Consider the following 20,336-nt stretch of genomic DNA (forward strand, 5'->3'; position numbering starts at 1 on the left):
GTATAAAAAAAGAGAAGCTCACGAGCTTCTCTTTTTTTATAAGGACAAATCGACTTCCATTAAGAAGCTTTTTTGTTATAGTTTATAGCGCCATCCAAATGGATCTTCAACTTTATTCGTTTGAATATCGGTGATGCGTTTCTTTAAGAAACCAGCAAAAGTTTCATCTAGTTCAGGGATATCGAAATCTTCATCTTTATAGCCAAAACCAGAAATTGGAGAAATAACAGCTGCAGTACCTGCACCAAACATTTCTTTTAAGCTTCCGTTTTTAGCTGCTTCAACAACCTCGTGAACAGATAGTTTTCTTACTTCAACCTCGATGCCTTCAGATTTTGCTAATTCAATAATACTTTTTCTAGTAATACCGTCTAAAATTCGGTCACTTGTTGGTCCTGTGATTAGGGTGTCATTTATGCGAACAAAAATATTCATAGCACCCGCTTCTTCAATATATTCGTGGGTGGTATCGTCCGTCCAAATTACTTGTTGGTATCCTTTTTCAACGGCTAGTTGCGTTGGGTAAAATTGACCTGCATAGTTACCACCGGCTTTAGCATAACCAACACCACCGTTTGCCGAACGTGAATAGGTTTGTTCTATTAAAACCTTCACTTTTCCAGAGAAATAAGCTCCAGAAGGTGCAGTACAAATAATAAATTTATAAGCATTTGCAGGCGATGCGTGAAAACCGTTTCCAGATGCAAAAACAAAAGGACGTATGTATAATGAGCTGCCTTCGTTTTTAGGAATCCAGTCTCTATCAACTTCCAATAAAGTTTTTAAACCATCCATGAAATAGTTTTCAGGTACTTCTGGAATGGCTAAACGCTTAGATGAAATGTTCAAACGTTTAAAATTTTCTAGCGGGCGGAATAACCAGACATCTTCATTTGCATCTTTATAGGCTTTCATACCTTCAAAAACCGATTGTCCGTAATGGAAAATCTTAGCTGAAGGATCTAGCGTTATAGCTTGGTAAGGAATCACCTTGGGTGCTTGCCACTTGCCATCTTTAAAATTGCATTCAAGCATATGGTCTGAAAAAACACTACCAAAAGCCAAATTATCGAAATCTACTTCATTGATTTTAGTAGTTTCCGATTTTATAATCTCGATGTCATTGATTATAGAGTTCATAAATATTGTTATTTTATGTTACAAATTTAAGTAAAATCGTTTTTAAAAAAGAGGTATATTTACAACAAATCAAATAAAAATTAAATTTTACTGCATGAAACCTCTATTATTCGCAATTTTTTGTTCGTTTTTAGTTTTTTCTTGTAAAAATAAAGGCACATATCAGTCTTTTGGTGAAGAAATCACAATATTGAAAACTGAAAATGGGCCATTTATGGCATCACATTATAAATCTATGCAGGTAGGTGATAGTATGAATACCAAAATAAAAGCAAAAGTGATTGATGTTTGTCAAGCAAAAGGCTGTTGGATGACTTTAAATTTAGAGGATGGCAACGAGGTTATGGTGAAATTTAAAGATTATGGGTTTTTTGTTCCAAAAGATATCGCAGGGAAAGAAGTTATTATAAACGGAAAGGCTTTTGTAAATGAGGTGTCTGTTGAAGAGCAACGCCACTATGCCGAAGATGCAGGAAAAACAGAAGCAGAAATAGCAGCTATAAACATACCAAAACGCACATTTTCATTTGAAGCAAATGGCGTTTTAATACAAGAATAATATTGGAAAGAGAAGTCGTTATTACAGGAGATGGTTCATCAACCATACATTTACCAGAATGGGATGAACAATACCATTCCAAACACGGTGCTATACAAGAGGCTTACCACGTGTTTATAAAGCATGGATTACAGCATTTCTGTGATTCAGAATTAAAACAAGATGTTTCCATACTAGAAATAGGTTTCGGTACGGGTTTAAATGCTTTTATAACTTTGCTTGAGGCCGAAAAATTAGGCATAAGTATAGATTATGTAGGTGTGGAAGGCTATCCTGTTTTAAGTGATGAAATTTTACAACTCAATTACCCAGGTCAATTAGAAGCCAGCGGTAAAGAGTCGCTTTTTGAAATGATGCACACCGTTTCTTGGGAAGAAAAACATGCCGTTTCAAATGGCTTTTCTCTAACCAAACAAAATCGATTTTTTTCAGAAATAGCAGATAAGGACTTATATAATCTTATTTATTTTGATGCTTTTGGAGCCCGTGTGCAACCTGAATTATGGACAGAAACCATCTTCCAGAAAATGTACGAAGCCTTAAAAGAACATGGTGTTTTAGTAACCTATGCAGCCAAAGGTAGTGTGCGTCGTGCTATGCAGGGAGTAGGTTTCAAGGTTGAAAGACTTCCTGGACCTCCAGGTAAACGCGAAATGCTTAGGGCTACAAAATAGTCTCAGTTTTTAGTTGCAATAATCAGATCTTGTTTATAAAAATAGTAGCATTTTTTTTAGCGCCCCTTCATCTTTGGTGAGGTTTTTAGTTTTACATTATCAATTATTCTGTTAAACCTATTACAAAATCATAGTACGTAGTCATTACGTTTTGTAACTTTAAAATAAAAAATTAAAAATGCGAGTTTTAATTACAGGGGCGACGGGATTAATTGGGCAAGAAATTGTGAAACTGTGCCATGGAAGAAATATTTCTGTAAATTACTTGACAACGAGTAAGTCTAAAATAAATCAATCTGCGAAAACACAGGGGTTTTATTGGAACCCTAAGCAGCAAGATATTGATGTAAACTGTTTTAAAGAAGTCGATGCAATTATTAATTTGGCAGGCGCCACGGTTTCAAAACGATGGACTTCGGCTTACAAAAAAGAAATAATTGCAAGCAGGAAAGAAACAACGCAATTATTAGTAAATAGTTTAAAATCGATTGATCACACCGTAAAGCAAGTTATTTCAGCAAGTGCCATTGGTATATACCCAGATTCCTTAATTAATTATTACGATGAAACTTTTCAAGATTTTGATACCTCATTTTTAAGCAATGTGGTGCAAGTTTGGGAACAGGAAGTCGATGCTTTTTCTAGTTTGAATATAACAGTGTCTAAAATTAGAATAGGCTTGGTATTATCAAATAAAGGAGGTGCGCTCACCGAAATGATAAAGCCAATTAAATACGGAGCCGGAGCTGCTTTTGGTGACGGGAGGCAATGGCAATCGTGGATACATATTAGCGATTTAGCACAACTGTTTTTGTATGTATTGAAACACCAATTGGAAGGCGTCTATAATGCCGTAGCTCCAAGTCCAGTAACAAACCAAGAACTCACAAAAACCATAGCGACTAGTTTAAATAAACCGCTTTTTTTACCCAACATACCAAGAATTTTTATGAAACTGGTTTTAGGTGAGATGCATACCTTGCTGTATGATAGCCAACGCGTCAGTTCTAAAAAAATAGAAGACACCGGTTTTTATTTTGAATACCACCATTTACAACCTGCTTTGGAGGATTTGTTAGGGTAGTTGTGCTACCAAATTTTCCACCAAGGTTTATTATTTTCCACCGCTTTTTTTATTGTTTTGGCATTAAATTCTTCTTGTTTGAAAGTGTATCTTAAACATTTAGCGTCTAACGCTATTTCGTGAAATGATTCTCCCAATGTTTTTTCAATCAGATGATATATTAATTCAGGTTTATCATCTTCATTTTTTTCAAAATCAAATGGAGTTCCTTCGTTTTCCATAATCTTGTCTTCTGCTTCGATAATGGTTCGAATGTTTTTTCCGTTTTTAACATAATTAATACAGAAAGTCATAGTCATTTCAGATAAAACAAAGGAAAATATATTTTGGTTTTTTACGTAAAATTCTAAACCTCCCTTTTCCATTGTTAAAAGTATAAATGTTCCTTTTTCTGAGTAAAATATATCACAATGTCCGTCTTCCTTGAAACTTTCACAAGAGTCTACAAACATTACTTCTTTTTCAAAAAGTAATTTTTCTCCAATAATAGCTTCAAGTTCAGATATGTTTTCTGAATAATCTTTATCAATTACAATTCCTGAAATATTTAGTCCCATAGTTTATTTATTTACTGTCAAGATGGTGGTGTGAATAGTTTTATCTTGTTAAAATTTCCTTTAAAGTGCCTTCTCCTGAAATTTCTGATTCCCATTTCATAGATGAACTTGTTATTTCTGTAATTGTATAAATTTTTGTTTCATAATTTGCGTCGTCAAAATCTATTGTCAAAGTGTTTCCATTCTTTGACCAATTGCCTAGCTCAATTTTTAATTCAATATCTACTCCATTATAAACTAGATATCTAAATTCTGTTTTGTTTTCAGCTGACAATAGTCGAATTACACTTTGATTAGTGACATCTTCTCCGTTTAATTTACTTTCTGATACCGTCCAGCCTCCAACTACTGATAATTCATTTTCATCAGTACTTGAACAGGATGAGAAAATCAAAAGTCCAATTAATAAAATTGGAAGAAGATTATATTTTTTCATTCGTAGGTATAGTTAAATTGTAGGCAACTCTGAGGTGTAGGCTATTTTAATAGCCCATATCACCTGTTAAACGAATTTATATTTTTTTACTGACAAAGTCAAGTTGCTGAAGAATTTTTCAATCTAAATTAAATAAAAATATTTAATGACATTATGACATTTTTACAAGATTGGCAGTACTTTTGCCAACCAATTTAAGTATTTATATAAAAATTGAAACGAACGTTCTAAGAATAGTGTCATTAAAAGGATGTTATTATTAGCGAGCAGCATGTGTCAATTAAAAAACATTAAGTAAAACACCAGAAATACAGCAATGAGTAAAAAGGAAAAAGCAAACGATATAGAAAAAGAGCAGCTTGACGCTGTACAAAGCGAAACGGTTGAAGTTGAAGAGCAAGTTGTTGAAGAGCAAACGGTTGAAGAGAAGCTTCAAAGTGAACTAAAACAAGAGAAAGATAAGTTTTTACGCTTATTTGCTGAGTTTGAAAATTATAAACGTCGTACCTCAAAAGAGCGTATGGAGTTGTTTTCTACAGCGAGTGAAGATGTTATGAAAACCTTGTTGCCAATTTTAGACGATTTTGAACGCGCATTAAGTCATAGTGACGACGATAAAGAAGCGGAAGCATTACGCAAAGGTGTATTGTTAATTTATAACAAATTAATAAGCACGTTAGAGCAAAAAGGACTTAAAGTAGTAGCTGTTGAAAAAGGGGAAGTATTTAATGCAGATAACCACGAAGCTATTACCCAAATACCTGCACCGACTGATGATTTGAAAGGAAAGATTATAGACGTTATAGAAAAAGGATATAAACTGGGCGAGAAGGTAATTCGTTTTCCTAAAGTAGTAATAGGACAATAAAACAAAACCATGGCTAAAAAAGATTATTACGACACATTAGGTATTAGTAAAGGAGCAAGTACTGCTGAAATAAAGAAAGCTTATAGAAAAAAAGCAATCGAATTCCATCCTGATAAAAATCCCGATAATAAAGATGCAGAAGCGAAGTTTAAAGAGGCGGCTGAAGCTTACGAGATTTTAAGTGATGGCAACAAAAAGGCACGTTACGACCAATACGGACACCAAGCTTTCGAGAATGGCGGTGGCTTTGGCGGTGGCGGAGGCGGCATGAATATGGATGACATATTCAGCCAATTCGGTGATATTTTTGGCGGCGGTGGCGGCGGCTTTAGTGGCGGCTTCTCTGGTTTTGGCGGTGGCGGTGGCCAACGCCGAGTTAAAGGAAGTAACTTACGTATTCGCGTAAAACTTACTTTAGAGGAAATCGCTAATGGTGTCGAGAAAAAAATAAAAGTAAAACGTAAAGTTCAAGCGCCAGGAACTACCTATAAAACCTGTCCTACCTGTCAAGGTGCTGGACAAGTTACCCGTATTGCAAATACTATTTTGGGTAGAATGCAAACATCTGCACCTTGTAATGCCTGCGGTGGCGCTGGACAAACTATAGATAAAAAATCTGCCGATGCTGATGCACAAGGTATGACGGTTGCAGAAGAAACTGTTTCTATCAAAATACCTGCGGGTGTCGTAGATGGGATGCAACTTAAAGTATCTGGAAAAGGTAATGATGCACCAGGAAATGGTATTTCGGGTGATATTATTGTGGTTATAGAAGAAGAACAACACGAGAAACTACAACGTGAAGGTGATAATTTACATTACGATTTGTATGTGAGTTATTCTGATGCGGTGTTAGGAACTTCAAAAGAGATTGATACCGTTACAGGAAAAGTGCGTATAAAAGTGGAAGCTGGTGTACAATCTGGTAAAATTTTACGCTTACGCGGAAAAGGAATTCCAAGTATTAACGGGTATGGTAGAGGCGATTTATTGGTGCATGTGAATGTTTGGACACCAAAAACACTAAGCAAACAACAGCGCGAGTTTTTTGAGTCTATGCAAGAAGATGATCATTTTATGCCGAAACCAGATAGTACAGATAAATCATTTTTTGAGAAGGTAAAAGACATGTTCTCATAATATTACTGATAAAGGAAAAACCAAAACAATCGATTATATTTTTTTAAAGTTCCTGTTTTGTTTTAAGGGTTTTTAGAAAAAAAAACATATATTTGGTTTATCACTAATTAATTTTAGTGAAAATTTTTCTTTTTCATAGCAATTTTTTTCCCATCCTTAATTTTTTTTGAGGGTGGGTTTTGTTTTTATACCCATTGACTTTTGGTAGTCGCCTCAAAGTGCTTATTGGTGTTTGTTTATTTCAGAATGAAATCAAAAAAAATCATAAATTATATCTAAAGCATTAAGCTTCTACTTTAACATTTAATATATTTACATTCTACAAGTCAATTGAAAAACACACATGAGTAACTTATTAGAAGTTAACCAAGTTTCTAAAAGTTTTGGAGACTTCAAAGCCCTTAACAACGCATCTATTTCGGTTCCTAAAGGCAGTATTTTTGGGTTATTAGGGCCTAATGGCGCAGGAAAAACAACTTTAATACGCATTATCAATCAAATTACCATGCCAGATACTGGTACGGTGCATTTAGATGGCGATTTACTTAACGGGTCGCATATAAAAGATATTGGATATTTACCAGAAGAGCGTGGGTTGTATAAGTCTATGAAGGTAGGCGAGCAAGCGTTGTATTTAGCGCAATTAAAAGGGCTGAGTAAAGCGGAAGCTAAAACCCGATTAAAATATTGGTTCGAGCGCTTAGAAATTGGAGACTGGTGGAACAAGAAAATACAGGAGCTTTCTAAAGGGATGGCCCAAAAAATACAGTTTATTGTAACCGTATTGCACGAACCCAAATTATTGATCTTTGACGAACCTTTTTCTGGTTTCGACCCCATCAATGCGAATTTAATTAAAGATGAAATTTTGCGTTTACGCGAAAATGGGGCAACGGTTATTTTTTCCACCCATCGTATGGAATCGGTTGAAGAATTGTGTGATGATATTGCACTAATTCACAAATCGAATAAAATTTTAGACGGGAAATTAATTGATATTAAACGACAGTATAAAATAAACACCTTTGAAGTTGGGATTAAAACAGCCAATAGCGATGCTTTAAGAACGGAATTGTTACAAAAATTTGATGTATCGTTAGCCAACTTTAGAACCTTGGAAGACGATTTAAAACTAAATATTAAATTGAATGCAGGCGACTCACCAAACGATTTGCTAAGCTTTTTAACAGCAAAAGGAGAGGTGTCTCATTTTGTAGAATTGATACCAAGTGTAAACGATATTTTTATTCAAACCGTAAAAAATAATTAACAATTAATAATTGATAATTAAAAACGAGTAATCGTTAAAACCCAACACCTAATGAACCATTTACCACTTATAATAAAACGCGAGTATTTAACGAAGGTTAAAAATAAATCGTTTATAGTGATGACTATTTTGAGTCCGCTAATAATGATTGCATTGATATCGGTTGTGGCATATTTATCACAATTAAATAATGATAAAGTGCGTGTCATTACTGTTTTAGATGAATCGGGCTTCGTTCAAGACGTTTTTGAAAATACAGAGCGTACCAAGTATCATGTTCTAGAAAACATGTCGCTTACAGATGCTAAAAAATTAGCAGAAGAAACGGGGTCTGTAGGATTGCTTCATGTGGCTACCCCTAATTCTATTGATGATGTTTCAAATCATATCAAGTTTTATTCAGAGGAATCACCGTCCCTTTCTTTAATTTCAGATTTAGAAACTAAATTAGAGCATAAACTTACCGACGTAAAACTTCAGGAAAACGGTGTAGATGTGGCCATGATTAATGCGTCTAAAATACATGTTAACATTGGGCAGGAAAGTTTTGCTGGTGAAAAAACATCTAAAATTGATAGCGTTATGAAACTCGCTTTTGGTGGGGCAGCAGGCTATCTATTATTTATGTTCATTATTATTTATGGAAACATGATTATGCGTAGTGTGATTGAAGAAAAAACAAGTAGAATTATAGAGGTTATTATTTCATCTGTAAAACCAATTCAATTGATGCTTGGTAAAATTATAGGAACCTCTTTGGCGGGTATCACGCAGTTTGTTATTTGGTTAATAATTGGTGGTGTGTTGCTAAGTTTGGTGTCTATTATTTTTGGTGTGAATTTACAAACACCACAACAAGATATGATGGAGCAGGCGATGGCGAACCCGGAATTGAATATGCAGGTGCAAGACCTTATAAATGCGTTTTTTTACCTACCGTTGGCAAATTTAATTATCGCGTTTCTATTGTTTTTTATAGGAGGTTATTTGTTGTATAGTTCACTATATGCTGCCATTGGTGCGGCTGTTGATAATGAAACGGATACGCAACAATTTATGTTACCTATTATAATGCCGCTAGTTTTAGCTGTTTATATTGGCATTTTCACGGTGGTTGAAGACCCTCATGGCACGGTTTCGGTTGTGTTTTCGTTTATACCTTTAACCTCGCCAGTGGTAATGCTTATGCGTATTCCTTTTGGTGTGCCTTTGTGGCAACAATTGGTATCGTTATTGATATTAATTGCTACCTTTATGTTTACCGTGTGGTTTGCGGCGAAAATTTACCGTGTTGGTATTCTTATGTATGGTAAAAAACCGACTTATAAAGAATTGATGAAATGGATTAAATATTAAAAAAAATGTATCAAGAATTAAATAAAATTGAGAAAGCAGTCGAATCAAGTTCTGTTTGGAAAGAGGCAAATGGTTTTCTAAATCAGCATTACGATTTTAGTGATAATATTAGCATTTCAGTAAAAGATGTTTTAATTATCATAACCGTTATTTTTGTTACAACCTTAGTATTAAGGTTTGTATTAAAAGTAATTACAAGAAAATTACCAGATGATGATAAAGGAAAGTTTAATGTGGTATTTGGCTATTTTAGATGGCTGGTGTATCTGCTCATTTTATTAATAACCTTAAATGGTGTGGGCGTTAATGTAACCGCCATTTTTGCAGCATCTGCGGCATTAATGATTGGTATTGGTTTGGCGCTACAAACTTTATTTCAAGATATTATTTCTGGAGTGTTTATTTTGGTAGATCAAACGGTACATGTGGGTGATATTATTGAAATAGATGGGCAAATAGGCCGTGTTGAAGAAATTAAATTAAGAACCACTAGAGCTGTAACTATAGATAATAAAGTGTTGATAATCCCCAATCACTTGTACTTAGAAAACAGTCTTTATAACTGGACGCAAAATGGCTCGGATACTAGAGAAAGTGTAGAGGTTGGAGTGGCTTATGGAAGTGATGTGCAATTGGTTAAAAAATTATTAATTGAAGCTGCCGCTTCAAATAATGATGTGTTGTATAAAGAAGATATATCTGTACGGTTTACAAATTTCGGAGATAGTTCACTAGATTTCAAGGTTGTTTTTACTATTAGTGATAGCTTTAATGCCAATGCTATACGAAGTGAAATACGCTTTGTAATTGATAAATTATTTAGAGAAAATAATATTAGCATTCCGTTCCCGCAACGCGATATACATATTATTCAAAGACCAGATCAAAGCGTAAGTCTTCGCTTAGATTCATCCGAATTAAATACGAATTTAGGGAAAGATTAATGTTGAAAATTAAATAAAATATCTGAAAAATAGATGCTTTTTAATGGTGTCTATCTTCTAAAAATATAAATACATATGCCGAAAATATTAATAATTGAAGATGAAGCAGCTATAAGACGTGTGCTTGTTAAAATTCTTTCAGAAGAAAACGATACATACCAAGTTGAAGAAGCTGAAGATGGATTGGTAGGTTTAGAGAAAATTAAAAATGATGATTACGATTTAATTCTTTGCGACATCAAAATGCCAAAAGTAGATGGTGTTGAAGTGTTAGAGGCAACAAAGAAGATCAAGCCAGAAATACCAATGGTTATGATTTCTGGCCACGGTGATTTAGATACGGCAGTAAATACCATGCGTATGGGGGCGTTCGATTATATTTCGAAGCCACCCGATTTAAATAGATTGCTTAACACCGTTCGAAATGCTTTAGATAGAAAAGAATTGGTTGTTGAAAATAAGCTTCTTAAAAAGAAAGTTAGCAAGAATTTTGAGATGATAGGTGAAAGTGATGCCATTTCTCATATTAAAGATATTATTGAAAAAGTAGCCCAAACCGATGCGCGTGTGCTTATTACAGGTCCAAACGGAACGGGAAAAGAGTTGGTCGCACATTGGTTGCATCAAAAAAGTGAACGTGCTGGGGGGTCTATGATCGAAGTTAACTGTGCCGCTATACCTAGTGAATTGATTGAAAGCGAGTTGTTTGGGCACGTAAAAGGCGCTTTTACAAGTGCTGTAAAAGATAGAGCTGGTAAATTTGAAGCGGCTAATGGTGGTACTATTTTTTTAGATGAAATTGGTGATATGAGTTTGCCTGCGCAAGCCAAAGTGTTACGCGCCTTGCAGGAAAGCCGTATTCAGCGCGTGGGTAGTGATAAAGATATTAAAGTGAATGTTCGGGTGGTGGCAGCAACCAATAAAAATTTAAAAAAGGAAATAGCTGAAGGGCGATTCCGTGAAGATTTATACCATCGATTAGCTGTTATTTTAATACAAGTGCCAGCGTTAAATGATAGACGTGATGATATACCTTTATTGGTGAATCATTTTACCGATAAAATAGCAGGAGAACATGGTACAGCTAAAAAAGTGTTTTCAGATAAGGCTATAAAATTGCTTCAAGATTATGATTGGACCGGTAATATTAGGGAACTTCGTAATGTGGTCGAACGCTTAATTATATTAGGCGGTGCACAGGTAAGTGAGCAAGATGTGAAAATGTTTGCTAGTAAATAAACAAAAAAAAAGGACTCTTTCTAAGAGTCCTTTTTTTTTGTTTCAGAATTATCGAAGCTTTAAAATAGTAAAGCTCAATAACCCTTATTTATTTTGCACATAAATCTAAGGCAGATAGATAGTTTAACGTCAGCGCTTTTAAACTGTTTATATAATATATTTTCACGTCTTTTATGTTTTTTGAAGCGCTATCTTCCAAATCATCCATGGTTTTTAATGGTGTGTGGTCACAATCACAAGTTTTTAAAGTTTCATTATAAGTTTTAATATTGGCGGAAATAGCCGTTTTATAATTCAGTATTAAGGTCTCTTTCTGGTGTTGCGAATCTTTTTCCTTTTGTGCTGCCAATCTTGTTTTAATTTCAGCTTCCTTCAGTTTTAAAGCTTCTTGTTGCTGTTTTAATTTTAACTGTTCTTGTTCTAAATCGTCCAGTGCTTGGTTGTTGGTAGTGCTTACTTTAGTGGGGGCTGTACTGCATTTTTCAATGGCAATAACACTTTCTTTACTAATATCTCTACCTTGTTTTACATAAAACCGGGCATCTTCATAGGTTTTTTCGGCTTCCACTTTTTCTAATAAAAAAATTGCTTTGTCTGCAAGTGTTAAAGCAGGAACACAATCACATTGGGTAAGTTGCTTTTTTGACAGTTTTAAGGATTCTATCGATCTGTTCGCATAATATTTTAAATGACTAATATTATTAGCCTCGAAAGATGATTTTACATGCGAATACGCACTTACGAGATAATAGTTGGCATCGTCGCATTTGGATTGGGCACTAATTGATATAGACGTAATTAAAATTAAAAGGAAGTAAAGGTTTTTCATAGAGCTTGGGGTAAAACATAAATAGGTTATTGCTAAGGTACCAAAAACAATAAACTTAGCCATGTTGTTCATCGAATTTGTGGGATTTAGTATATTTATAGAATAAAGTCGTAAATCAAAAGCTTATACATGGAAGATCATTTAATGGAAAAATATAAAGTAACCTCGCCAACACAGTTGAAAGATGCTGAAACAAAAGTGGTTATAGATAAAGCTGATAAAAAATTAAAAGGCATTCGTAAAGATTTAGGTAAGCTTCAGGACACCATGTATGCGCACGGAAAATATGCGGTATTGGTTTGTTTACAAGGCATGGATACCTCTGGGAAAGATAGCTTAATACGTGAGGTTTTTAAGGAATTCAATGCTCGAGGCGTGGTGGTTCATAGTTTTAAAGTGCCCACGGAATTGGAGTTGAATCATGATTATTTATGGAGGCATTACATTGCGCTTCCGACTCGTGGTAAGTTTGGTGTTTTTAATAGAACCCACTATGAAAATGTATTGGTTACACGTGTGCATCCAGGTTATATTATGGGTGAAAACATACCAACAGTAAATTCTGTAGACGACATTGATGATGCTTTTTGGGATGCTCGTTTCGACCAAATAAATAATTTTGAAAAACATATAGCAGATAATGGAACCATCATTTTTAAATTCTTTTTAAATCTTTCTAAAGAAGAACAAAAATATAGGTTGCTACGCCGCTTAAATAAACAAGAAAAAAACTGGAAGTTCTCTCCCGGCGATTTGAAAGAGCGTAAACTGTGGGATACTTACCAGGCCTGCTATGAAGATGCTATTAATAGAACCTCCAAACCACATGCGCCTTGGTACACCATTCCTGCAGACGATAAAGATACAGCGCGATATACGGTCGCTAAAATTATGTACGATACGCTGGTTAAATATACGGATATACAAGAACCGGAGTTGGGCGATAAAATTAAAGCCAATATGTCTGTATATAAACAGGAGTTAGAAAACGAATAAGCTGTATTCAGCGTTTTTTATGATTTCTTTTGGAGTCCTCGCCCTTTATAAATACTATTTTTAGCCTAAATTATATAATGTTATGATAAGAACAATTACAGTATTGTGCTGTTTCTTTATTTCAATAGGGGTAAACGCCCAAACCGATGAAGCTGTTTTAAAAAAAATATACCATACCACTTTAACCAATGGCAAAAGTTACGATTGGCTCAACCATTTGTCAAATCAAATAGGGAGCCGATTATCGGGTTCCTTGGGTGCAGAACGCGCTGTAGCTTACACCAAAGAAGAACTCGATAAGTTGGGTTTAGATAAGGTTTGGTTGCAACCCGTTATGGTGCCAAGATGGGTGCGTGGTGCTAAAGAATATGCTTATGTAGAAACAACTCCGGGTAAAACAAATACAGTTAATATTTGTGCCTTGGGTGGCTCGGTGGCGACACCATCCTTGGGTTTAAAGGCGCATATTGTAGAAGTTAAAAATTTTGAAGAATTAGACGCTTTAGGGAAAGCGAATATTGAAGGTAAAATAGTGTTTTATAACCGCCCAATGCAAGCAGATTTAATAAGCACGTTTGATGCTTATGGAGGTTGTGTTAATCAGCGTTACAAAGGCGCTGTGGAGGCTTTAAAATATGGTGCTGTGGGTGTTATTGTAAGATCTATGAATTTACGTTTAGATGATTTACCTCATACAGGAAGCATGACTTATGACGATTTGCCTATTGAAAAACGAATTCCAGCAGCAGCTATAAGTACCAATGATGCTGAAATTTTAAGCACTATGCTACAGCTTGATAAAAACATTAAATTTTATTTTAAACAGAACTGCAAGCAATTAGCCGATGTACAATCGTATAACGTGATTGGAGAAATAACAGGTAGCCAATTCCCTAATGAATATATGGTAGTTGGTGGGCATTTAGACTCTTGGGATTTAGGTGATGGTTCTCATGATGATGGCGCCGGCGTTGTGCAGTCTATGGATGTTTTAAGATTGTTAAAAGAATCTGGAATCAAACCGAAACGTAGTATTCGCGTGATATTATTTATGAATGAAGAAAACGGACTACGAGGTGGTAATAAGTACGCCGAAGAAGCTAAACAGAAAAAGGAAAAGCATGTGTTTGCTCTAGAAAGTGATGCAGGTGGTTTTACTCCACGTGGCTTTAGTTTTGATTGTAGTGAAGCTAATTTTAATCAAGTTTTAAGTTGGCAGTCTTTGTTTAAACCGTATTTCATTCATTATTTTGAAAAGGGTGGAAGTGGTGCCGATGTGGGGCCGCTTAAAACTGAAAAGAACGTTTTGGCGGGATTAAGACCAGATTCTCAGCGTTATTTCGATCACCATCATGCCAGCAACGATACGTTTGATGCTGTTAATAAACGCGAATTGGAATTGGGTGCTGCTACCATGACGGCTCTAGTGTATTTATTTGATAAATATGGGGTGAAGTAATTTTAATTAAGAATTGAAAATTAATAATGATGAACCTAATATTTTTTAAATGAAACAATTTATATGTGTTTTTGTTTTAATGAACTCAGTGATTGCAATGGCTCAAACAAAAGAAGCATTACCTTATTATGAAATTCCTGAATACACCGAAGCATACACAGCAAATTCAGTTGCTGCGAGAATGATTGATGCTTTAGGGTTTCGTTATTATTGGGCAACCGATGGGTTGCGAGACGTCGATTTAAACTATAAGCCAAGTGAATCTGGACGCGCCACTTCCGAGACTATTGAGCATATTTATGGCTTATCTAAATTTATTAGAAATACGGTTTTAAGTGCTGATAAGGATACTAATAAAGCAGAATTGTTATTTGAAGAAAAGCGTAAACAAACATTGATGAATTTGAAGGCGGTGTCCGATGTTTTGAGAAATACTGAAACGCCAATTCAACTGGAAGCTGTTGAAGTCCCTTTTTGGAATATGATAAACGGCCCTATTTCTGATGCGTTGTGGCATTGCGGTCAAGTCGTGTTATTGCGTCGGGCTTCCGGGAATCCGTTTAATTCTAAAGTCAATGTTTTTAGCGGAAAAGTTAGAGAGTAACATGAAGGTTTAATTATAACTTCATCCTAATAAAATTTAAAAAGTCATTCAATTTTTTCCTTGAAAAGTTTAGCTCAAATTTGAAAAAATGAGATTATTTAACTTTCTTTTTAAATACTTTTATAAGTACAAAAATTAAGCTTAAAGTTGCTATAATTATGGCAGTAGCAATAGCTTCTTTTGAAGAAAGACTAGATAAAAAATAGAGTATAATAGCAATTGCTAAAATAGGCACCGTCCAACCACCAGGAATTTTAAAACTGTCCTTTTGTTCTTTTTGTGATTTACGTAATTTAATGACTGATAGGGCAACTCCTAAATAAAGTATGAGCATGGAGCTACTGGCAATAACTGCTAACTGCTCGAAACTACCAGAAATAGAAAGTAAGAACCCAATGGTTGCATAGCTTATAATAGCAATATAAGGTGTGGCAAATGATTTGTGTATTTTTGATAATGCCTTTATAGGGAAAACCTGATCTCTTGCAAGTGCATAAACTATTCTAGGGCTATTAAGTATGGTGCCGCTCATATATCCAAACATAGAAATAACGGCTCCAACAATTAAAAGCATATATCCAAAAGATCCCATAATGGCCTTAGCTGTTTCTGCTAGAGGAGCTGCTCTAAAATTGGGTAAATCAGCTCCTAAAACACCTTGTGACACGGTTTGAATTAAAACATAAACAACCACAACTGTGGTTATGCTAATTAAAATAGCTTTAGGAATGGTACGTTTAGGATTCTTAACTTCACCACCTACAATGATACCTGTTTCACATCCTTGAAAAGCAAAAAACAAAATTAGTGATGTTTCGCCTAGGGTTTTAATACTGGGCATACTTTCAAAATATAAATTGCTTATAGAAACATCTTTAAAGCCAATAATAATGAGTAATAGTAATGGAATAAGTTTAATAAGGGTATTAAATTTCACTAAATCAATGCCTTGTTTTAATCCAATAACGTTAATGAAAACCAATCCATAAAAAAGAATAAATAAAAACAAAAAACGAGGCCAACCATCTGCAAATACGGGGTAAGCAGCTCCAATAACATTAACCAAAGCATTTGATACGGCGGCATCTGCAAATAAATTACTTCCAATGGCAAAAAAACCGGCAATAAAGCCTGCGTAATTTCCAAAAGCTGTTTCTATATATGTATAAGGGCCTCCTGTAGTGGTTACTTTACTTCCAACTTCAGCAAAACAAAGCATAATCATCGCCATTAATAAGCCGCAAAAAAGGTAGGCTATAATACTTGAAGCCCCCATATACGTGGCTACTATGGCTGGTAAAACAAAAATACCAGACCCAATTATGATGTTGATAATGTTAGCTGATAAACCTAATACGCCAACACTCCGTTTTAATCCTTCTTCTTTTTGTTCTAACATGGTACTCGTTAAATTACAGGTAGCTTAGCCACGATTTGTTTTTGTTGTTTTGTTTATATAAGTCAAATTTTTTGCAGAGCGGATACAGAAGTAGGATAATGCCAATCCAAACTAAATACAGCATGTCTAAGTTGAGGCCATATCCTTTTAAGGCGGGTGTTTCAGTAACCCAATCTTTTAAAATCATTGTTTCCCAACCAAAGCCTGAAAGTTCTGCGTAAAGTAAAGCCAAACCATGAATGAGGTATAAATGCAATATATAGTAGAAGAATGGGACGCGCCCAAAAACTTTGAAAAAATCGGCTACTTTTCCTTTCAATTTTTCAGTATGGGCTAGAAAAATAAATGTAACTCCTAAAGTCATTAATAAATAGGTTAAGGAAGGCGGGTATTTTGCAGGATTTAAAAAGGAAATCAAATTTTGTGATAGCGTGCTATAATTTTTCCAAGGTGAAAGGTTGCCGTAAATATTGGTAAATCTTAATATTATAAATAGAGCTAAAGATGCTATTCCTATAATGTTGAACATTTTTTTTCGTCTATCAGCATCAAAAGTACTGTTATAAAATGCGCCAAAGTAATACCCTAAGGACATGACAGCAACCCAAGGAATAAGCGGGTATGCCGTTTCAAAATCGAAGCCATTGCCTAAATCGAAATAAGCGTATTCATGAAGTATGGCCCATAGCATGCTGCCATCATAATGGATACTGTCTAAAAGATTATGACCAAAAATTAAAAGGAAACTAAAAAGTAAAATATACTGTCTTGGTAACCATATAATACCAGCTAAAGCTATCATGCTTATTCCCAAAACCCAAATAACGAATAAACCCGGGCTAGAAAAACTAACATCAAAATACCATGCAAAATTAACGATGGTTAATTCAATAAAAACCAGCCAAAGTCCCCGTTTTATTAAAAAACCAGACAGTTCCTTTTTTGTTTTTCGTTTACTGATGATGAATGCAGAAATTCCTGCTAAAAAACTAAATGCGGGAGCACAAAAATGAGTAATCCAACGCGTAAAAAAAATGGGAAGGTTACTTTGTGTGGGGTCTTCCGGACTAAAAATAAATGAGTCATAGTGAAAATAATCTCGAGTATGATCCAATGCCATAAGTACCATGACTAGGCCCTTTAGGATATCTATGGATTGAATTCGTGTTGGTTTAGTCATATTAAGATTCGGTTGAAATTATAAATAGCTTAACCACCATTTGTCTTTATTAGTTGCTTTGTAAATCATGTATTTTTTACAGGGGAAATAAAGCATTAAAATAACTGATACCCAAACAAGATACACTATAAAAAGTGAATACCCATAATTTAAGAGGTTGCCAGACGAAAAGGCGTCTTTAGTAAGAATCATATCTAGCCAATTTCCACCAAATAGGAGTATGCCAATTATGGCTAAAACATGAATGACAAGAATATGTGCAAAATAATAGAATAATGGAACGCGCCCGAAGACTAGTAAGAAATTAGTTAGCTTGTTCTTTACAGTTTCAATGCCATATAAAAAGAGTAGGGCAGGACCCAGGGTGATAAGAATGTAAGCAAGTGATGGTGGGTATTTTGAAACCTTGAAAAATGATAAAATAGTTTTTGTAGTGGTGTCTTGAACAGACCATGGTACTAAGTCTCCATAAATATTGATGCCTCTTAGAATGAAAAACAAGAGAATGGAACCAGTACCTAAGCCAATCAGCCATTTTTTTCTTAACGGAATATGAAAGTTTTTAGTGTATAGTTGCCCAAAACAATAGCCTAGAATCATAACACCAATCCAAGGTAGTACGGGATAAAATATGCCAATATCGATATGGTTATTTACAGGTACAATATTTGGTTGGTGCAGTAAGTACCAAATAATATCAAAAAAACGAGTACCGTTTTTAACAATACCATCTAAAGCATTATGGCCAAAAACAATAAGTAGTCCAATAGTTAGTATTATTTTTTTTGGTAAATAAATAAGAAAGGCTAAGGAAACCATACTAAAACCGATGGCCCAAATTACTTGAAGAATAATTCTGCTATAAGTAAGGTCGAATTTCCATAAAAGGTTATTTACAACAAGTTCGAGGACTATTAACCAAAGCCCTCGAGTTAATAAAAACTTGGACAACTCGTGCTTAGTTTTTTTTGTGCCGTATAAAAAAGCAGAAGTTCCCGCTAGAAACACAAATACAGGCGCGCAATAATGTGTTATGAATCTCGTAAAAAAGAGAAAGGGTGTTGTTGTTTCTAAATTAGTTGGGTCGTTAAAAAAAGCGCCGTAATGGAAAAAATCTCGCACATGGTCTAATGCCATAATAACCATGACAAGGCCTCTTAAAATATCAATAGATTCTATTCGGTTGGTTTTGATTTTCATGTGTTTTTAATAAATATTTTAAAATGTCATTTTGGTTTTGTTAGAAAACGTGTCTATAGCCTCTCTCTGCTTTTTGAAATTTATTAGTTTAATAAAAACTATGGTTAACAAAGGTGATAATGCGGTGCACAGTAAAACGTATTCCCAAGACATAAGTTCTTTAAATGTGCCCAGTAATCCAGAACCAGCTGCACGTCCCATATTATTAAGAGCCATAAAAAGTGTGAATTGTGTAGCAGCTACGGTTTGCCAACATAATTTCATGCAGGCAGCAAACATGCCGATACAAATAAACGTGTAAAAGAGGTAGTAGAATAAAATGAAACCGAAAATTATTTTATCGTTCCCCCATAAATTGGGTAACAATGCAAGTGCAGTAATTAATATTAGAGTTGCTGTTAGGTAAATAATGAGCATTTTTTTATCACCAAAAAAATCAATTAAAGCACCACCTACAAACATGCCAAAAAAAACACCAATAATTGTGGTTATAGAGTATACTTGCGAAAAGGATGTATTTGTCCAGCCTAATTCTTGTATCGTGAAAATTGGTAAAAAGGTGTCGATTAATCCATACATAGCCCCATTAATAACAGAAGCCATACCCATGAAAATAGTTGAAGGTAAAATAATGACTCTTAAAAGGTTTTTAAATATTTGTCCCCAAGTTTTTAATTGCGCTTCTCTAGATTCTTGTGATGCTTCGCCTTTTGTCCATGGGAATAATTTTTCATTTGGTCGTTCTCTAAAGCAAATGGGAACCAATATAATAATGGCGACTGCAATAGATAGAGATGAAATGGCTGTTGTTAACCCTAGTTTATTTATTAAAGAGGTCCCAATAACTAAGGCTAATGATGAGCCAATAATTTTGAAGCCCCACATTAAACCATTGGCTCTGGCTTGTTGGTTAATAGGGATAATATCTATGGCCATTCCATCGGTTGCTACGTCTTGAAAAGCACCGAAAAAACTAATAAAAAAACCAGCAATCATTAATCCGTTTAAATTATTTAACGGGTCTTGCACGAAACCAATGGACAAAAAACTGACGATTAATCCCAATTGACCAAAAATAACCCAAGGGCGTTTTCTTCCCATGGATAAAATGGTAAACCGATCCATAAGTGGGGCGATAAGAATTTTAAAACTCCAAGGAATACCAATTACAGCAACAAAGCTTGCTATTTCAATTGGTGTTTTATTATTCATGGCTAACCAAGCAGGAATAGCAAAATAGGTGATACCTTCTGGAATGCCTTGAGCCATATATAAAGCCGAAAATGCTAAATACCTTAAAACGGGGTTCTCACTTAAAAATAGATTTTTATGTTTTAATTTTAATGTCTTCGGTTGGTTATCCATTAATTCAGAATTTTGTTTAATTCTCTTCCTGATGCGT

The 20,336-nt window shown here is 34.7% G+C and carries 20 protein-coding genes; 12 read left to right on the top strand and 8 right to left on the bottom strand.

The window, feature by feature from the left end; all coding sequences use genetic code 11:
- Positions 1-75: 75 nt before the first annotated feature.
- Positions 76-1,140, bottom strand: a complete 1,065-nt coding sequence (locus tag Q5N74_RS04670; protein WP_304387566.1) for a branched-chain amino acid aminotransferase — start codon at positions 1,138-1,140, stop codon at positions 76-78.
- A gap of 94 nt (positions 1,141-1,234) precedes the next feature.
- On the opposite strand from Q5N74_RS04670, the gene Q5N74_RS04675 reads away from it, so the two are divergent.
- From Q5N74_RS04675 to Q5N74_RS04685, 3 genes are all read left to right on the top strand, one after another.
- Positions 1,235-1,699: a DUF4920 domain-containing protein gene (locus tag Q5N74_RS04675; protein ID WP_304387567.1), complete on the top strand. Its 465-nt coding sequence runs from the start codon at positions 1,235-1,237 to the stop codon at positions 1,697-1,699.
- Positions 1,700-1,701: 2 nt separating this feature from the next.
- The gene (mnmD, locus tag Q5N74_RS04680) at positions 1,702-2,373 is read left to right on the top strand and encodes a tRNA (5-methylaminomethyl-2-thiouridine)(34)-methyltransferase MnmD (RefSeq protein WP_304387568.1); all 672 of its coding nucleotides are present in this window, start codon (positions 1,702-1,704) and stop codon (positions 2,371-2,373) included.
- A 178-nt stretch (positions 2,374-2,551) separates the two neighbouring features.
- Positions 2,552-3,457: a TIGR01777 family oxidoreductase gene (locus tag Q5N74_RS04685; protein WP_304387569.1), complete on the top strand. Its 906-nt coding sequence runs from the start codon at positions 2,552-2,554 to the stop codon at positions 3,455-3,457.
- Between the two features lie 5 nt (positions 3,458-3,462).
- Here Q5N74_RS04685 and Q5N74_RS04690 read toward each other — a convergent pair whose 3' ends face one another.
- Positions 3,463-4,014 (bottom strand): hypothetical protein, encoded by a 552-nt coding sequence (locus Q5N74_RS04690; RefSeq protein WP_304387570.1) that lies wholly within the window; start codon positions 4,012-4,014, stop codon positions 3,463-3,465.
- A 40-nt stretch (positions 4,015-4,054) separates the two neighbouring features.
- Positions 4,055-4,450 carry a lipocalin family protein gene (locus tag Q5N74_RS04695; protein WP_304387571.1) on the bottom strand — a complete coding sequence of 132 codons (396 nt, stop codon included), beginning with the start codon at positions 4,448-4,450 and terminating at the stop codon, positions 4,055-4,057.
- A gap of 316 nt (positions 4,451-4,766) precedes the next feature.
- Here Q5N74_RS04695 and Q5N74_RS04700 point away from each other — a divergent pair, with 316 nt between their 5' ends.
- From Q5N74_RS04700 to Q5N74_RS04725, 6 genes are all read left to right on the top strand, one after another.
- On the top strand, positions 4,767-5,318 hold the full coding sequence (locus tag Q5N74_RS04700; protein WP_304387572.1) for a nucleotide exchange factor GrpE: 552 nt from the start codon (positions 4,767-4,769) through the stop codon (positions 5,316-5,318).
- 9 nt (positions 5,319-5,327) lie between these two features.
- On the top strand, positions 5,328-6,458 hold the full coding sequence (dnaJ, locus tag Q5N74_RS04705) for a molecular chaperone DnaJ (RefSeq protein WP_304387573.1): 1,131 nt from the start codon (positions 5,328-5,330) through the stop codon (positions 6,456-6,458).
- A 343-nt stretch (positions 6,459-6,801) separates the two neighbouring features.
- Positions 6,802-7,728, top strand: a complete 927-nt coding sequence (locus tag Q5N74_RS04710; protein ID WP_304387574.1) for an ABC transporter ATP-binding protein — start codon at positions 6,802-6,804, stop codon at positions 7,726-7,728.
- 51 nt (positions 7,729-7,779) lie between these two features.
- Positions 7,780-9,084 (top strand): ABC transporter permease, encoded by a 1,305-nt coding sequence (locus tag Q5N74_RS04715; protein ID WP_304387575.1) that lies wholly within the window; start codon positions 7,780-7,782, stop codon positions 9,082-9,084.
- Between the two features lie 5 nt (positions 9,085-9,089).
- Positions 9,090-10,028 (top strand): mechanosensitive ion channel family protein, encoded by a 939-nt coding sequence (locus Q5N74_RS04720; RefSeq protein WP_304387576.1) that lies wholly within the window; start codon positions 9,090-9,092, stop codon positions 10,026-10,028.
- 75 nt (positions 10,029-10,103) lie between these two features.
- Positions 10,104-11,267: a sigma-54 dependent transcriptional regulator gene (locus tag Q5N74_RS04725; RefSeq protein WP_304387577.1), complete on the top strand. Its 1,164-nt coding sequence runs from the start codon at positions 10,104-10,106 to the stop codon at positions 11,265-11,267.
- A gap of 88 nt (positions 11,268-11,355) precedes the next feature.
- Here the strand turns inward: Q5N74_RS04725 and Q5N74_RS04730 are convergent, their stop codons facing one another.
- Positions 11,356-12,096 (bottom strand): hypothetical protein, encoded by a 741-nt coding sequence (locus tag Q5N74_RS04730; RefSeq protein ID WP_304387578.1) that lies wholly within the window; start codon positions 12,094-12,096, stop codon positions 11,356-11,358.
- 129 nt (positions 12,097-12,225) lie between these two features.
- On the opposite strand from Q5N74_RS04730, the gene Q5N74_RS04735 reads away from it, so the two are divergent.
- From Q5N74_RS04735 to Q5N74_RS04745, 3 genes are all read left to right on the top strand, one after another.
- Complete coding sequence (locus Q5N74_RS04735) at positions 12,226-13,092, top strand: polyphosphate kinase 2 family protein (protein WP_304387579.1); 867 nt, start codon at positions 12,226-12,228, stop codon at positions 13,090-13,092.
- Between the two features lie 82 nt (positions 13,093-13,174).
- A complete protein-coding gene (locus Q5N74_RS04740; RefSeq protein ID WP_304387580.1) occupies positions 13,175-14,551 on the top strand; it encodes a M20/M25/M40 family metallo-hydrolase in 1,377 nt (458 codons plus the stop codon).
- A gap of 49 nt (positions 14,552-14,600) precedes the next feature.
- Positions 14,601-15,155 (top strand): hypothetical protein, encoded by a 555-nt coding sequence (locus tag Q5N74_RS04745; protein WP_304387582.1) that lies wholly within the window; start codon positions 14,601-14,603, stop codon positions 15,153-15,155.
- Positions 15,156-15,249: 94 nt separating this feature from the next.
- On the opposite strand, the gene Q5N74_RS04750 is transcribed toward Q5N74_RS04745, so the two are convergent.
- The 4 genes from Q5N74_RS04750 to Q5N74_RS04765 are packed head-to-tail and all read right to left on the bottom strand — an operon-like array spanning position 15,250 to position 20,299.
- Positions 15,250-16,554 carry an APC family permease gene (locus Q5N74_RS04750; RefSeq protein WP_304387583.1) on the bottom strand — a complete coding sequence of 435 codons (1,305 nt, stop codon included), beginning with the start codon at positions 16,552-16,554 and terminating at the stop codon, positions 15,250-15,252.
- A gap of 13 nt (positions 16,555-16,567) precedes the next feature.
- Positions 16,568-17,734, bottom strand: coding sequence for a DUF1624 domain-containing protein (locus Q5N74_RS04755; RefSeq protein ID WP_304387584.1), 1,167 nt, complete (start codon positions 17,732-17,734; stop codon positions 16,568-16,570).
- An 18-nt stretch (positions 17,735-17,752) separates the two neighbouring features.
- Positions 17,753-18,934 (bottom strand): DUF1624 domain-containing protein, encoded by a 1,182-nt coding sequence (locus Q5N74_RS04760; protein ID WP_304387585.1) that lies wholly within the window; start codon positions 18,932-18,934, stop codon positions 17,753-17,755.
- A gap of 18 nt (positions 18,935-18,952) precedes the next feature.
- Positions 18,953-20,299 (bottom strand): MFS transporter, encoded by a 1,347-nt coding sequence (locus tag Q5N74_RS04765; protein WP_304387586.1) that lies wholly within the window; start codon positions 20,297-20,299, stop codon positions 18,953-18,955.
- Between the last annotated feature and the right edge of the window lie 37 nt (positions 20,300-20,336).

The organism is Mariniflexile sp. AS56 (assembly GCF_030552475.1).
Lineage (GTDB): Bacteria > Bacteroidota > Bacteroidia > Flavobacteriales > Flavobacteriaceae > Mariniflexile.

Excerpts from the sequence above, each read along its gene's own strand:
- Q5N74_RS04750 (WP_304387583.1), bottom strand. The coding sequence starts at position 16,554 with ATGTTAGAACAAAAAGAAGAAGGATTAAAACGGAGTGTTGGCGTATTA.
- Q5N74_RS04690 (WP_304387570.1), bottom strand. The coding sequence starts at position 4,014 with ATGGGACTAAATATTTCAGGAATTGTAATTGATAAAGATTATTCAGAA.
- Q5N74_RS04695 (WP_304387571.1), bottom strand. The coding sequence starts at position 4,450 with ATGAAAAAATATAATCTTCTTCCAATTTTATTAATTGGACTTTTGATT.
- Q5N74_RS04735 (WP_304387579.1), top strand. The coding sequence starts at position 12,226 with ATGGAAGATCATTTAATGGAAAAATATAAAGTAACCTCGCCAACACAG.
- Q5N74_RS04740 (WP_304387580.1), top strand. The coding sequence starts at position 13,175 with ATGATAAGAACAATTACAGTATTGTGCTGTTTCTTTATTTCAATAGGG.
- Q5N74_RS04700 (WP_304387572.1), top strand. The coding sequence starts at position 4,767 with ATGAGTAAAAAGGAAAAAGCAAACGATATAGAAAAAGAGCAGCTTGAC.
- Q5N74_RS04730 (WP_304387578.1), bottom strand. The coding sequence starts at position 12,096 with ATGAAAAACCTTTACTTCCTTTTAATTTTAATTACGTCTATATCAATT.
- Q5N74_RS04715 (WP_304387575.1), top strand. The coding sequence starts at position 7,780 with ATGAACCATTTACCACTTATAATAAAACGCGAGTATTTAACGAAGGTT.
- Q5N74_RS04685 (WP_304387569.1), top strand. The coding sequence starts at position 2,552 with ATGCGAGTTTTAATTACAGGGGCGACGGGATTAATTGGGCAAGAAATT.
- Q5N74_RS04720 (WP_304387576.1), top strand. The coding sequence starts at position 9,090 with ATGTATCAAGAATTAAATAAAATTGAGAAAGCAGTCGAATCAAGTTCT.
- Q5N74_RS04755 (WP_304387584.1), bottom strand. The coding sequence starts at position 17,734 with ATGACTAAACCAACACGAATTCAATCCATAGATATCCTAAAGGGCCTA.
- Q5N74_RS04725 (WP_304387577.1), top strand. The coding sequence starts at position 10,104 with ATGCCGAAAATATTAATAATTGAAGATGAAGCAGCTATAAGACGTGTG.
- Q5N74_RS04765 (WP_304387586.1), bottom strand. The coding sequence starts at position 20,299 with ATGGATAACCAACCGAAGACATTAAAATTAAAACATAAAAATCTATTT.
- Q5N74_RS04670 (WP_304387566.1), bottom strand. The coding sequence starts at position 1,140 with ATGAACTCTATAATCAATGACATCGAGATTATAAAATCGGAAACTACT.
- Q5N74_RS04710 (WP_304387574.1), top strand. The coding sequence starts at position 6,802 with ATGAGTAACTTATTAGAAGTTAACCAAGTTTCTAAAAGTTTTGGAGAC.
- Q5N74_RS04675 (WP_304387567.1), top strand. The coding sequence starts at position 1,235 with ATGAAACCTCTATTATTCGCAATTTTTTGTTCGTTTTTAGTTTTTTCT.
- Q5N74_RS04745 (WP_304387582.1), top strand. The coding sequence starts at position 14,601 with ATGAAACAATTTATATGTGTTTTTGTTTTAATGAACTCAGTGATTGCA.
- dnaJ (WP_304387573.1), top strand. The coding sequence starts at position 5,328 with ATGGCTAAAAAAGATTATTACGACACATTAGGTATTAGTAAAGGAGCA.
- Q5N74_RS04760 (WP_304387585.1), bottom strand. The coding sequence starts at position 18,934 with ATGAAAATCAAAACCAACCGAATAGAATCTATTGATATTTTAAGAGGC.